13 protein-coding genes are annotated in these 12,816 nt (G+C 53.3%); 2 read left to right on the top strand and 11 right to left on the bottom strand.

Features of this window, described 5'->3' with window-relative positions; translation table 11 throughout:
• Positions 1 to 10: 10 nt before the first annotated feature.
• From sctS to V1599_RS15145, 11 genes are read right to left on the bottom strand one after another with little or no spacing between them, the layout of a single operon-like run.
• Complete coding sequence (gene sctS, locus V1599_RS15095) at positions 11 to 265, bottom strand: type III secretion system export apparatus subunit SctS (RefSeq protein ID WP_044243276.1); 255 nt, start codon at positions 263 to 265, stop codon at positions 11 to 13.
• Positions 262 to 930 carry an EscR/YscR/HrcR family type III secretion system export apparatus protein gene (locus V1599_RS15100; RefSeq protein ID WP_371182804.1) on the bottom strand — a complete coding sequence of 223 codons (669 nt, stop codon included), beginning with the start codon at positions 928 to 930 and terminating at the stop codon, positions 262 to 264. Before V1599_RS15100 ends, sctS begins: the two co-directional genes overlap by 4 nt.
• Positions 923 to 1,849, bottom strand: coding sequence for a FliM/FliN family flagellar motor switch protein (locus V1599_RS15105; protein ID WP_297120566.1), 927 nt, complete (start codon positions 1,847 to 1,849; stop codon positions 923 to 925). Before V1599_RS15105 ends, V1599_RS15100 begins: the two co-directional genes overlap by 8 nt.
• The gene (locus V1599_RS15110) at positions 1,846 to 2,835 is read right to left on the bottom strand and encodes a hypothetical protein (protein WP_297120563.1); all 990 of its coding nucleotides are present in this window, start codon (positions 2,833 to 2,835) and stop codon (positions 1,846 to 1,848) included. The genes V1599_RS15105 and V1599_RS15110 overlap by 4 nt, the downstream gene beginning before the upstream one ends.
• Positions 2,816 to 3,277 carry a type III secretion system protein gene (locus V1599_RS15115; protein ID WP_112011582.1) on the bottom strand — a complete coding sequence of 154 codons (462 nt, stop codon included), beginning with the start codon at positions 3,275 to 3,277 and terminating at the stop codon, positions 2,816 to 2,818. The genes V1599_RS15110 and V1599_RS15115 overlap by 20 nt, the downstream gene beginning before the upstream one ends.
• Positions 3,261 to 4,556 carry a type III secretion system ATPase SctN gene (gene sctN / locus V1599_RS15120; RefSeq protein ID WP_297120558.1) on the bottom strand — a complete coding sequence of 432 codons (1,296 nt, stop codon included), beginning with the start codon at positions 4,554 to 4,556 and terminating at the stop codon, positions 3,261 to 3,263. Before sctN ends, V1599_RS15115 begins: the two co-directional genes overlap by 17 nt.
• Before the next feature lie 17 nt (positions 4,557 to 4,573).
• Positions 4,574 to 4,981, bottom strand: a complete 408-nt coding sequence (locus V1599_RS15125) for a hypothetical protein (RefSeq protein WP_297120556.1) — start codon at positions 4,979 to 4,981, stop codon at positions 4,574 to 4,576.
• A gap of 11 nt (positions 4,982 to 4,992) precedes the next feature.
• On the bottom strand, positions 4,993 to 7,044 hold the full coding sequence (locus tag V1599_RS15130; protein ID WP_112011579.1) for an EscV/YscV/HrcV family type III secretion system export apparatus protein: 2,052 nt from the start codon (positions 7,042 to 7,044) through the stop codon (positions 4,993 to 4,995).
• Between the two features lie 44 nt (positions 7,045 to 7,088).
• The gene (gene sctW, locus V1599_RS15135; protein WP_112011578.1) at positions 7,089 to 8,207 is read right to left on the bottom strand and encodes a type III secretion system gatekeeper subunit SctW; all 1,119 of its coding nucleotides are present in this window, start codon (positions 8,205 to 8,207) and stop codon (positions 7,089 to 7,091) included.
• Positions 8,208 to 8,218: 11 nt separating this feature from the next.
• Positions 8,219 to 9,982, bottom strand: coding sequence for a type III secretion system outer membrane ring subunit SctC (gene sctC / locus V1599_RS15140; RefSeq protein ID WP_395300343.1), 1,764 nt, complete (start codon positions 9,980 to 9,982; stop codon positions 8,219 to 8,221).
• A complete protein-coding gene (locus tag V1599_RS15145) occupies positions 9,979 to 10,836 on the bottom strand; it encodes a helix-turn-helix domain-containing protein (RefSeq protein ID WP_395300344.1) in 858 nt (285 codons plus the stop codon). The genes sctC and V1599_RS15145 overlap by 4 nt, the downstream gene beginning before the upstream one ends.
• A gap of 446 nt (positions 10,837 to 11,282) precedes the next feature.
• Between V1599_RS15145 and V1599_RS15150 the strand changes: the two genes are divergently transcribed.
• Both V1599_RS15150 and V1599_RS15155 read left to right on the top strand, forming a co-directional pair.
• Positions 11,283 to 12,548 (top strand): PrgH/EprH family type III secretion apparatus protein, encoded by a 1,266-nt coding sequence (locus V1599_RS15150; protein ID WP_395300345.1) that lies wholly within the window; start codon positions 11,283 to 11,285, stop codon positions 12,546 to 12,548.
• Positions 12,541 to 12,810 carry a type III secretion system needle complex protein gene (locus V1599_RS15155; protein WP_112011575.1) on the top strand — a complete coding sequence of 90 codons (270 nt, stop codon included), beginning with the start codon at positions 12,541 to 12,543 and terminating at the stop codon, positions 12,808 to 12,810. Before V1599_RS15150 ends, V1599_RS15155 begins: the two co-directional genes overlap by 8 nt.
• Positions 12,811 to 12,816: the final 6 nt, after the last annotated feature.

The raw sequence follows: 12,816 nt of genomic DNA on the forward strand, positions 1-12,816 counted from the left end.
TGATTCCGTGTTAGCGAAAAGCCATATAAAAAGCCTGGTTAGCAAAGTTCATCATTTCTGCCGAGAACCATTCAATCAGCATAAAAATGCTGGCGAAGACCGCCAGCATTTTCAGGCCAAACGGCAGCGTTTGCTCCTGAATTTGCATAATGGTCTGGAATAAGCCAACAATAATGCCCACCACGGTGGCAAAGGCAATAGGTACCGCGGTCAGTTTCAGCACCACGATCAGCGCCGTATTTCCAATAAATAAAACGTTATTCATGATGTCATCAGATCCGCATATTGAGCGATCAATCCTTTGGTTAATAAGGCCCAGCCGTTCATCGACACAAACAGGATGAGTTTAATTGGAATGGAGATCGTCACCGGGCTCATCATCATCATCCCGAGCGCCAGCAATATGCTGGAGACCACCATATCAATCACGACAAACGGCACGTACAGGTAGAATGCGATTTTAAACGCGCTCTGAATTTCGCTTAATGCATACGCGGGCATCAGCGTCATGAGCGACAGCGTGCTCAACTCATGATCTTCCACTTCCGGCACCGGCTCGCCGCTGCGCTGCTGCTGGACCTTATTGAAGAAGCGGATCAGGTCGTGGTCGGAGTAGCGCACCAGATAGTCGCGGTAGCTCCCCAGCCCCTGCTCCATCAGCTGCGTGACCGACGCGCTGCTGTTAAAGTCGATATGGTTCGATTCGATGTACTCGGAGATGCGCTGGCACACCGGCATCATCACAAAGGCGCTTAAAATCAGCGCCACGCCGTTTAGCGTCAGGGTTGAGGGAACCTGCTGGATCCCCAACGCGTTACGCACCATGATCAGAACAATCGAAAATTTAATAAAGCAGGTGCCCCCTGCGATAATAAAAGGCAGCAGGGTAAAGAACGACAGTAGGGCAATGAGGGAAATATCGTTACTCAGCATCGGATGCGCCCATATTTCCGATAAGCCCAGCGTTGACGTGGTTCACCTCGACGGCCAGCGCGCCATTTTCCAGCGCCACCAGCTCGCCGCGCGCAAAGAGCTTCTTGTTCAGGTAAATCTTCATGTTTTTTTCCACATCCTGCGGCAGAGGCAGCGCGGCCCCCGGTCGAATATCCTCAAGTTCGACCAGCGTTACCCTGCTGCCGTCGAGAACAAACTCAATCTCGACCGGCAGGCTGGCCCATTCGTACAGCGCGTCATCCTCATCGCGGTACTCTTCTTCATGTTCAACATACAGATCTTCCACAATAACCTCCTGATTCAGGGTATAGCTCACTCGATAAATGCGGCGCGCGCCGACGGTCAGATACGCCTCGGGGCGCTTGATTAACAGCAGATCGCCTGGCGCAACGTCCATCAGCTGCGACAGGCTGAGCCGGCTGCTTCCCAGGCTAAACTGCAGCGGGTACGGAATAAGCCACGCCGGGATGCCCGGGGAGCGGTATCGCTCAAGGGGATCTTCTGGCCAGTCCAGGCACCACAGCGGACAGGGATCCGCGTGCAGCAACAGCGCAGCGGGAGGGAGCTCTGCCACCGCTGGCGTAATCTCCTCAACGGACCAGACCGTTTCGGCGAAATAAAAATTCAGCCCGAGCCTGGCCAGCCAGCTCGCCAGATAATCCACCGGCACCTCCTTCCACGGGATGCCGGGAAGATGGAGATTCATCTGCCTGAGCCAGGCGTCGACGTCAAACCAGGCTTGCGCCTGGTCGTCGTTTTCATTACGCAGCCTCAGCGGCAGATAGCGCGCATCCGGTGCCGGGTGCGAAACTTCACTGCCGGGAAGCCGGTTATGCAGCTGCAGCAGCTGCTGCTGGTCCTCACAACGCTTGCGCAAATGGCGGCGTAAACTCATTCTTGCTCCTCATCCTGCTGGGGCTGCTGCTCGCGCTTTTGCTGTTCGTCCCGCTCCTGCCTCGGCTGCAAAAGCTCCGGCGAATGCCCCGCCAGCGTGCCCAGATTGCGCGAGAGCGCATCCGCCGCGCGGGCGTCCGACGGCAGCAGCGTCATGTTGCCCTCCCGCAGGGCCTGGGCGGGGATGGTTACCTTCACCGAGTGGTCGCCAGACCAGCGCTGGAACGAATAATCCACCTCGAGCGTTTGCGCCTCTTTGGCCGACGGCGCTGCCGTCGCGGCGTTCACCTGGCCCTTGAGCTGCTGCAGGGTCGCCGGTACGGCCCTGGCCTGCACCTGCCGTTCGCTCTGCGCGTTTGTTCTGAAATCTACCGCCCTGCCCGGCGCAAAAATCGGCTTCTCCTCGTTCAGCTCATCCTTACGCCGCGGGCTGCTCTCAGGGTGACGGCTCGCGCCCTCACGCTGCGTCACCCGCGCGGTTAGCGGCTGAGAAATGACGGTCGTCTCTGCCCCTGCGGGCTCGACGGCCACCGGCTGGGCGATCGCCCTGGCGTCCGCCTGCCTGACCGGGGCGATCGCCGCGCGAGGCGTTGGTTCCCCCTCTTTCGCCGGGCTGCCTGCGGCTGTCGGCCTGTCGCCGGTGGCCAGCGGCTTGACCGGCGCGGCTTCATGCCGGGCGGAAGCCGCCAGCATCACCTTCTGGCGCAGGCCGTCATCGCTGTGGCTGTGGTTCAACGGCCGTGCAGCCTCGGGCACCGCCGCGGCGCTGGCCGCCTTATTCTCCTTTGACTGCCACCCGCCGCCGGTGAGCGCGCCGTAGAGCACCTGCACCAGCATCTGCGCGGTCACCGCCGCTGAAGCGGGCTGTTCATCGAGCCGGTTTTGCTTTTTCTTCTTATCCACCCATTCCAGTAAAACGCTGTCATCCGACGCGGAGCCGCTATTTAGCGCGGTATTAACGTTAACCTCAGAAACTTTTTCGACCATATCCCGCCATCTCCTGGATTTCATTTTCAGCAGCGTTGTCACAGCGGCGAAGATAATCTCGGCGCAGCGGCTGCAAATAATAATTCAGTTTGTAATGCTTCTTATCCAGCCGGGTCATTGAGGCGCGCAGCTGTTCTTTATTGTGCTCAAGCTTCTGCTGTTCACTCTCGAGCTGATTGATCTTATGGAAGACATATTGCTGGTGCGTGAGTAACGCGCCCTGCTGCCTTATACCTTTATAAATATCCGCCCGGCTCATTACCCCCGCGGGGGTCAGCATTTTTATTTGTTGATTAATATCTGAAAACTCCTTCTGATATTGCTGAATCTGCATATTCACCTGGGCCAGGCTATTTTCGGTTTTAACGATATCCTGCTGTAATACCTGCTGCTTGCGCTCGAGCATGCCGACAAATTCGCGCCCTTTACGCCACGCTTCCATATAACGCCTCCAGACAGGCCTGCATGCCCGTTTTTTCGCTCATCCGCTGTTGCAGAAAAGCCTCCATCTGGTTTTTACGATCGAAGGCGGCATCATTCTCCGTATTTTCACCCCGGCGATATTCCCCCAGGTCGAGATAGAGCTGCATATCCTTCTGGCGCACGAGGTATTCGCGAAAACGCGTTGCCAGAACCTGATGATCCTCGCTGGTCACCTGGGTAAAGACGCGGCTGATGCTTTGCATGACGTCGATGGCGGGATAATGCCCCTTTGCCGCCAGCTTTTTGCTGAGATAAATATGTCCATCGAGAATTGACCTCACCTCATCGCCGATGACGTCCGACTCTTCCTCGTTTTCAATCAGGACGGTATAAAACGCGGTAATCGAGCCGCTTAGAAAGCGCCCCGGGCGCTCCAGAAGCTTGGGCAGCGCCTCAAACACCGAGGCCGGATACCCTCTTCGCGCCGGCAGCTCGCCCATGCTTAACGCGACGTCGCGCAGGGCGCGCGCGTAGCGGGTAATGGAATCCACGAACAGCAGAACGTTTTTGCCCTGTTCACTGAAAAACTCCGCAATCGTGGTGGCGATCTGCGCCGCGTTGCAGCGCTCCACGCAGGAGCGGTCGGACGTGGCGTAGACCAGGATAACTTGTGAACGCCGGGAGGAGCGCTTAAGCTCCTCGACAAACTCCGTCACCTCGCGGCCACGCTCGCCGATCAGGCCAATAACGTAAATATCCGCTTCTGAATGTTCGATTATCATGCTCATCAGGGACGTTTTGCCGCAGCCCGCCGCGGCGAAAATCCCCATACGCTGGCCCTGGCCGCAGGTCAGCAGCCCGTCAATCGCGCGGACCCCGGTCGCCAGCGCGTCGGCGATCGGCTTACGCTGGGTAAAGTCTCGCGGCGAGCCGCTGGCATCAAGGCTTACGCCGCCCGTTAGCGGTGGCTGGACGGTTTCATCCAGCCGTCCACGGATGGTTCCGGTTGCGTCAATGATGGCCCCGGCAATGTTTTCATGCACCTCGATACGAAACGGCTTACCGGTAGGTAAAAGCACATTGCTGCGGGAAAAACCCTGATTGTCATTAAGCAGGCTTAACAACGTATGTTCTTTGTTAAACCCGATAACCTGGGCAAAGCCCATAACCTGCGGTTCGAGCAGGGATTTCTGAATCTCACAGACCTCACCAATACGCGTTCCCGGCAAATGTGCTTCTATGACATTTCCCTGAATACGCAGCGGGTGTGCAAGATGAACCAGACATTGCGCAACCATCGAATTCGCCTCCGGAGTTAAACGAGCACGGACCGGTAGTCCTGCAGGATGGTCAGGAAGTGGTCGAGCACCGGCAGAAACGCGTCGGGACTGGACATATGCTTCTCTTTGACCTGCGCGCGAAGCTCAAGGTGACCGTCAATCGGATACAGGCAGGGCTGACCAATATGGAAGAATTCCTCCTGATGATTCATCATCAGCGGCAGCAGGCTGGCGCTGCAGTAGGCCAGGCTGGTGGGCGCATTTTCCATGACTTTCGCCCATACCCAGACTTCTTCATTTTCCTCGCGGATATGAATAGTCGGAATGTCGTCTTTCATGGTCAGCGAAATTGTCGAATGGTTATTTAAATCACTGTCCAGAATATCGCTAATACCTGCATCGTTTAGCAATCTGGACAGTAATTCGACGATATCGTATTTCATTCTTACCTCTGTTATTTCTCTAATGTACCAATTACATCAACATCCACACCGGAAGCGACGTCACCATAAGAAAGCACTTCCATTTCTGGATAGCTGCCTTCAATTATTTTCTTCACAAAACGACGGATATCTAATGACACCATTAATATAATGTCGCGCGCGTTTACGCCGTTCCTGCGAATACAACTTTCAAGACTCTGGATAATATTTTCCGTTTCTGGCGGGGCCAGATTAATAAAGGTACCGCCGGACGTCTGACGAATGCCGCCGCGTACCAGGCTTTCCATGTCATGCGACATCACCAGCGTGCGAATCTGCCCATTCGCGGCAAAACGGTTGGAGATATAGCGCGATAAAACGCCGCGAACGTGCTCAACCAGCATAATGGGATCCTTTTCTTTAGGTGCCCATTGCACCAGCGCTTCAAGAATCAGACGCATATTGCGGATTGAAATACGCTCCTGCAGCAGCCGCTGGAAGACTTCGGTAATACGCTGAACGGTATTGTTGCGATAGCACTCCTTTAACAGCTCGGGGTATTTCTTTTCCAGATCGTCCAGCAGCGTTTTGGCTTCCTGTATGCCAAAAAACTCCGAAATATTGTGCACCAGCAGGGTGGATATGCAGGCATAACACTCATCCACCGCCGAGCGGGAGTAGAATCCAAGCTCCAGCGCCGTCTGGCTATGCGATTCAGGGATCCAATAGGCCACGCCCTGGGCGGTTTCCACGGCCTGCACGCTGTCGTCCATCACCTGTAGCTCTTCGCCGCGCAGCAGCACCTTGCACATTCCCGGCAGAATATCGTAGGCGGCAACCCGAATTTCGTTTATGGCCACGGTCAGCTTGCCGCGCTCGATGTGCTCGTCATAGTTCATGACCACTTCCGGCAGGCGGACGCCGTACTCAATAAAGAAATTACGCTTCAGCAACGAGCAGAGATTATGTTCATTAAAATACTCCTCGTAGCCTTTCCACGCGGAAATAATCAGCGGAATGGTTTCCGGAATATATTCACCGTCAATCATCACCGGCTTACTTTTTAATACCGGTTGTTCATCCTCTTCTTCTGCCGGTGCGGCCGGTTTTTTACCTCTTTTCTCGTCAATTTTATCTTTGATGTAAATGCCAAACAAAATCGCCGCGAGCAGCAGGAATACGGGCAGCGGGAACCCCGGCAGCAGGCCAAGCGCGATGGCGAGCACGGCGGTAACCAGCAGAATAAATTTATTGGAGAACATATCCTGGAGGATCCTTGCCCCCAGGTTGCTGTTCTCGCTGTTATTCACGCGGGTCACGATCAGCCCGCCGCTTATCGAGATGAGCAGCGCCGGGATCTGCGCCACCAGCGCATCGCCGATGGTCAACAGCGTAAAGACCGACATGGCGTGGGAGAGATCCATCCCGTGCTGCAGCACCCCGACGGAAATACCGCCGATAAGGTTCACGAAGATAATAATGATCCCGGCAATGGCGTCACCTTTAATGAACTTCATTGCCCCGTCGAGCGCGCCGTACAGCTGGCTTTCTGCCTCCAGGTCGCTACGGCGTCGCTTCACCTCTTTTTCATCGATCACCCCGGCCTTCAGATCGGCATCAATGCTCATCTGCTTGCCCGGCATTGCGTCAAGGGAGAATCTCGCCGCCACCTCGGCAATACGCTCCGACCCTTTGGTGATCACGATAAACTGCACGATGGTCACGATGAAGAAGATAACGAAGCCGACCACCAGGTTATCGGCAATCACGAACTCACCGAAGCTGGCAATAATTTCACCGGCATCGGCATCGGTCAGCACCAGACGGCTGGTACTGATCGATATGGCCAGGCGGAAGATGGTCGTAATCAGCAATATTGACGGGAAGGTTGAAAACTCCAGCACCCGCGTAATATAGAACGAGCCGATGAAAATCAATAATGCCATAGTCAGGTTTAGACCAATAAGAAAGTCCACCAGGTACGTTGGCAAGGGAATAATCAACATCACCACCACCATGATCATTATCGACAGGATAATGAGTTCTGGCCGGCTGCGAAGCTGCAGAATAAACTTTTCAATCATTTTATTTACGCATTAAGTTGGAGGCGATGGTTCACCATCGGCAATTATTTATAGTGTTCGTTCCAGATGCCCGTGGTTTTCTCTTTTTCAGCCATTTTGCGTAATATCATGGATAAATGATCCACAATAATTTCGCGATACATGATGTCCGCAAAGAGAAATTCAGGCGTCAGGTTAAAAATATTGCGTAATGCCTGCATCACCGTCGCACGCTGTTTAAGCAACAGCAGGGACATAAATTCTTTACTGAAACGCTTAAGGACGCTCTTAAATTCATCAGTATCCACGAGGCCCGTAATATACAGCGCGACAATTTCGGCCTCTCCCGCCAGAAGATGCTGATTTCGCATTTGCTCGCGAAACGGAAACTGCGCAAAATTTTCATTCAGCAGCTTGTCGAGCGTGTTTAATACCCGCGCGTCTGACAGCTTGGCGCTCAGCGGGCCGAACTCCGAAGAGTGCACCCCAGGCTCGTTCGCCTTCATATCCGCGACCAGTGCCGCCAGGGTAAAGGCGAGCAGCCGGGTGCGGTTTTCATAGCCGTACACATCAACCCAGTCTTTGTAGATAAACCCCGCCGGCATATCCAGCTCGAGAAAGTTAAGGTAGCTGTTGCGCAGATCTTTCGCCGACAGCGGCTTGCCTTCGCTTTCCTGACTAAAACGCCTGGCCAGACGGCCAACGTTTATCCCGGACTGCATCTTCTTGCTGTCGCCGAACTTCTCCAGATCGGCAATGGCCTCTTTGATTTTCTTTTTCTGCAGCTCTGACAGCTGGCGGCTCAGCAGCATTTCCCGCAGCGCCAGCATCAAATCGCTGTCGTTGGGGAAAAGCTGGCGGGCAAAATTAATCAGCGTATTAACGTCGCGCAGCTTTGCCACCTGGCGAATGAGCGTATCCAGCTTCTCATCGGCCTGGTCCTCAAGCATGGCGGAGACGAAATCATTGTCCGCGCTGTCGTTTTTTCGCCCCAGCTTGCTGAATCGACCAAAGGCGCTGAGGATGTCGGCCATCTCCTCCGCCGCATTGCTTAGCTCCTGCTGCAGGTTAAGAGGCTGTACTTCCTCTCCCCCGTCCGCCATCAGCGACCCGGAGTGGCTCTGCGGCGCCGGGGTATCGATGCGTTTAAAATCAACGCCGGGAACAGAACGAATATTAATCACGAGAGAAGCCCTTAATTACCTTTCATCGTTTCGCGCAGCATGGAGACCGCCGATTTCAGGGTCACCTCGTTGCCCGTCCAGGTACGTCCCAGAACCGGGTTGTTTTCCGTGCGCCCCTGCCAGGTTTCACCGCTGGTGAGAAGGCCCGGCTGGATCAGGAACAGGCGCACCATCTTTTTGTGGCTGGTGTAGCTGTAGTCAAACAGCTTGCCGACAAACGGGATGTCGCGCAGAAGCGGGATCCCGAGGCTATGGTGCTCATCCTGGTCGCGGCTATAGCCGCCGACCAGCAGGCTATAGCCCACCGGCACGCGCGCCTCGGTGCTGATCTGGGTATTGTTGACCATCGGCAGGCTGTCGATATTTTCCGTGGAGCCATCGGCGTTCAGCGGCAGGCCGCCGTCCTGAATATTGAGGATCATCTCGATTTCCTGCTGACGCTGGGCCAGACGCGGCAGCACGCTTATCATCGTGCCGTAGGTGATCTTCTCCAGCGACGAGGTGCGTTCGCCGATCAGCTTCGCGTAAAAGCTGCTGTTGTTGTCAAACAGCGCCGGAACGTTTTCCTGGGTGAGGATCTCCGGGCGAGACACCACCTGCGCGCTCCCTTTTTTCGCCAGCGCGGAGATGTCCGCCAGGAAATGAAGGCTGCCTTCCGGCGTCAGGGAGCTGGTGTTGAACGTCACCCCGGTATTGCCCATCTTCGCCGCGCCCTGCCAGCGAATGCCCAGCTCGTTGATATCGTCTTTAGAGATATCAATAATCCACAGGGAGAGCTGGATCTGCTGTTTAGGAATGTCGATAGCGTTTACCAAATCCTCAACGAAGCTCACCTGGCGCTCGGAGCCCTGAATAAGCAGGCTGTTGGTGTCGGAATACCCCACGATGTTGATGGTCTGCTGGCTGGGAATATCCCGGTCTACCGCCCCGCTCCTCGCCGCAGGCGCCGCGTTAAATGACGGCAGCGGAGGAAAGTTGCCTTTTTGCGTCGCCGACGCCGCCTCCAGCGCGCTGCGCGTATCGTTATCAACGGTAATGTTCGCGCCCGCCGGCGCTGAACGCCCGCCCTCGCGGCTGCTGGTGTTGTTTAACAGCTGATTCAGCACCGTCGCCACGCCGGGCACGGTGATAGGCACGTCGCGCTGGGTATAGTTACGGTCGTTGACGAAGGTATTTTTCAGCTTAATTACGCGGATCGTGGTCTCTCCGGTTCCCGGCCTGGCGTAGGTAGCATCAATATACTTTGCCGCGGCGGAGACAAGCTCGACGTAAACCGGCGGGCCCGAAACGTAAAACGATCCCGAACGTCCGTCGGAACGAAGTGGAAATCGCGGATCGTACAGGCCCGAAGACTGCAGATAAGCGACCAGCCGGTCATAGGGCGCAAAGGCCAGCCGCACGACGCTACTTTGTATTTCGCTGGTGTCGTAGATGTAGACCGAGCTGCCGTCGTCATACCAGATAAGGCCGGTTCGGGCGGCCACGGTATCGAGCACCGACTTCGGGTCGTTGAGGTCAAAATTACCGGATACCCGCTTCTTCGCCGCCTCGACGCTGACGATAAAAGGCTTATGGAGCGCGCCGCCAACCACAAAAAAGAGCTGCTGAACGCTGTTGTTGCTCGCGACATAGGTATTTTCCGCCGTCGACTGAACGGACGTCGCGGGCGCCGAGGAGGTATTCAGCATATTTGCGCCAGCCGGCACGCTGGACAATACCGTCAGCAGGAGACAAGGCACTCTGCAATTCAGCGTTTTGCGAACAAACTTATTCATGAAACAAACCTTCCAATTTTTTTAAACTCCCTGGGGGTGATGCCAAACAGCGACTTAATTTCGCTGGAGAAATGCGAGGACGAAGCGTAACCATTGTCACCCGCGATAGTGGCAATGGACTGGTCATTCTCAATCAGCTGCAATGCGCTATTCGCCGCGCGCCATAAGCGCAGCTGTTTTTTTGGGCTTCGTGTAAAGGCGTTGTGGCACAGCTTTCTGAAATAGGATTCTGAAACGCCATAGATTCGACTGGCATTATAAATTTTGTGCGTTTCGCTCTCTTTATCTTCATTCATGACCTGCGACAGCAAAAAATACGCAATCCAATAACTCTCGACGTTACGCACAAAGGTGAACAGACTTTCCAGACGACGGTCCTGCGGTTTTAATAGCGTTGAAATAAGCAGCGCTATCAGCGAATGACTTTCTTGCTCAACCTTTAATACCAGATGAGAGGCGTTAAGCAGCATCACATTATTCTGCCCCACGATATTCTCGCCGCTGGCTTCCGGGCATTTCGCCTGATAGTCGAGAAACGAAAAAAGCGTCGTCGCCTGGGGCATCGACATAACCTCAACAATCCATTCCCCAGAAAAACATAAGTGCATTTCGCTCAGGGTGGCAATTATTACAGCATGACGAATAGCATCGAACGCCACTGCGCTCTCTTCCTCCGTTTGGTCGACAGAGAGTGACATAACGGAATGCTGATTAACCGGCCGTGCAAATAGAATCGCTGAGTGACACTTGATATCTTTACCATCAATTTTATGCGTTTTCCCTCTGAGCATATCATCAGACAGGAGCGGCTGTGATTTTTGCTCCAGATGGCATTGTTTCTGATTATTTATCATCGTTGCACCCTAGGTGAGTAAGCATGTCTATCAATACTAACGAATCAGATAAAGACAAATAAACGAGCACGGATTTTAGGAATTTCCGTAAAATTATCAGAAAATTCCGTACGGTCAACGGCGTAAAATAAGATTAAATTTTTAATAATTTTTATTATAAAAACTTCAAAAAAAGATCAAAACGAATTGTTGCAGATTATTCCTGGTGTCCGTATATTCATTTTCCCGAAGACGACTGTTGTTACGCGGCGCAATCGGGATGCAATAGAAGATCAAATATCATTTATATTTTGATTGACCCAACAGTCTATTAACAGCAACTGGCCCGTATATTGAAACCGGTGGCAAACAATTTAACGGTAGCAGATTAAATATACAATCGTACGGATGCCGCATCCGTTTGATTGTTTTTTTATATTGAATGGTCCTTTTCGATGAACAGCGACATGAATGAAATAACTGAAGCGATGCCTGTTGTGCCAGAGACAAAGAAAAGCTACACACTGAAGGTGCTGTTTGGCCCTATGTTTGGCTGTGAATTAAACCTGCCAGCAGATGACTATTTTATCATTATTAATCAAGGCATTGCTATCGACGATGCCGGTAGCGCAGCGATATCAAGCGGTGAACATGCCGCGGCATATACCCATAATACGCTCTATATCCCTTGCGATCGGCCATCACCGAATCTCATTTTACGCCTTTCGGCGCCAGCAGAAGACGGCGAAGGCCCGGGCAGCTTTCGGATAGAGGTTCAGGATGAGAATAACAGTTTCCCGACCACCGTTAATGAAAACGAAATATTTACCCGCGAGCATATTCGTTTCGCCCTTAAGCGCAGTGAAGATGAGTGGCCGGAAAGCGTCCGTAATTTTGCGCTTCCCCCTAATGTTGATGCAGAATTTAACGCTCAGGAGACGATTGCCGAGTTTAATGCGAAAAAGCATCATACGCTGATCGTTGGCGCGGCCATTCTGCTGGTATTAATCATTACCGCTGCCGTTATCTGGTATAAAAAACTGGAAAGCGATCGTCAGGTATTAAACCTGAATGAGGCCCTCGCCGGCGCGCCTGCGGCTATCGATATTTATCGAGGCCGTGAGAACAGCACAATTTACGTTCTGGCAAGCAAATACCAGGCGCTGGAGTGGGTCAAAGAGGCCTTATTCAAGCTGGGTGAGAATAATAACGTCACTCCCTTATGGTTAGTTCAGCACCAGAAAGCCACGGTCGAAGCGCTGATCAAGTCAGGCTATCCGGTTGTGCAGATCGATTACGGCAAGCCCCAGCACCCTGTCATTATTCTCTGGCAGGATCTGTCTTCCATTCAGCGAGAGCAGCTGACGTCATTAGCCCTTAAGAAAATACCGTTTGCGCTTGATATCCAGGTATTTATTAAAAGCAAACAGCAGCTCCTGCAGGATGCCCGTCAGGGATTAGACCGCATGCACATTCATTATCGCCAAATAACGTCGCCCAGCGGCTACGCCTTAGTGATCCGCGACGCGCTCAGCGATAATGCCCTTTCGGCACTGCAGCGCTTTATCAATGATTTCAATCGTCAATGGGGAACCCACATCATTAATTTTTCGATTAACCTCAATGAGAATTGGCTAGAGAATAAATCTTACCTTGACTCATCGAACGGTTATTTGTTTTTAAACCCTCGTCACTGGTACTTTCCATTAAAGCAAGGAGATATAAATGGCTGATACAAATCCAAACCCAACCACCCCCACGAGCAACGGTTATTTTCTTGATGACGTCTCGGTCGCGTTCGAAGCCGGTGCGGCTGAAATGATGAAGCAGCTTCAGGATGCCCAAACGGCGCTTGAAGCCGACCCATCCGATCCCGCCGTGTTGGCAAACTATCAGGCGAAGCTGCAGGAATACACGCTGTTCCGTAACGCCCAAACCAGTACGGTTAAAGCCTATAAGGATATTGGCGCAGCCATTATTCAGAACTTCCGTTAATTATAA

The organism is Enterobacter sp. ECC-175 (assembly GCF_043968675.1).
Classification (GTDB): domain Bacteria; phylum Pseudomonadota; class Gammaproteobacteria; order Enterobacterales; family Enterobacteriaceae; genus Enterobacter.

Excerpts from the sequence above, each read along its gene's own strand:
- sctS (WP_044243276.1), bottom strand. The coding sequence starts at position 265 with ATGAATAACGTTTTATTTATTGGAAATACGGCGCTGATCGTGGTGCTG.
- V1599_RS15105 (WP_297120566.1), bottom strand. The coding sequence starts at position 1,849 with ATGAGTTTACGCCGCCATTTGCGCAAGCGTTGTGAGGACCAGCAGCAG.
- V1599_RS15110 (WP_297120563.1), bottom strand. The coding sequence starts at position 2,835 with ATGGTCGAAAAAGTTTCTGAGGTTAACGTTAATACCGCGCTAAATAGC.
- V1599_RS15115 (WP_112011582.1), bottom strand. The coding sequence starts at position 3,277 with ATGGAAGCGTGGCGTAAAGGGCGCGAATTTGTCGGCATGCTCGAGCGC.
- sctN (WP_297120558.1), bottom strand. The coding sequence starts at position 4,556 with ATGGTTGCGCAATGTCTGGTTCATCTTGCACACCCGCTGCGTATTCAG.
- V1599_RS15125 (WP_297120556.1), bottom strand. The coding sequence starts at position 4,981 with ATGAAATACGATATCGTCGAATTACTGTCCAGATTGCTAAACGATGCA.
- V1599_RS15130 (WP_112011579.1), bottom strand. The coding sequence starts at position 7,044 with ATGATTGAAAAGTTTATTCTGCAGCTTCGCAGCCGGCCAGAACTCATT.
- sctC (WP_395300343.1), bottom strand. The coding sequence starts at position 9,982 with ATGAATAAGTTTGTTCGCAAAACGCTGAATTGCAGAGTGCCTTGTCTC.
- V1599_RS15145 (WP_395300344.1), bottom strand. The coding sequence starts at position 10,836 with ATGATAAATAATCAGAAACAATGCCATCTGGAGCAAAAATCACAGCCG.
- V1599_RS15150 (WP_395300345.1), top strand. The coding sequence starts at position 11,283 with ATGAATGAAATAACTGAAGCGATGCCTGTTGTGCCAGAGACAAAGAAA.
- V1599_RS15155 (WP_112011575.1), top strand. The coding sequence starts at position 12,541 with ATGGCTGATACAAATCCAAACCCAACCACCCCCACGAGCAACGGTTAT.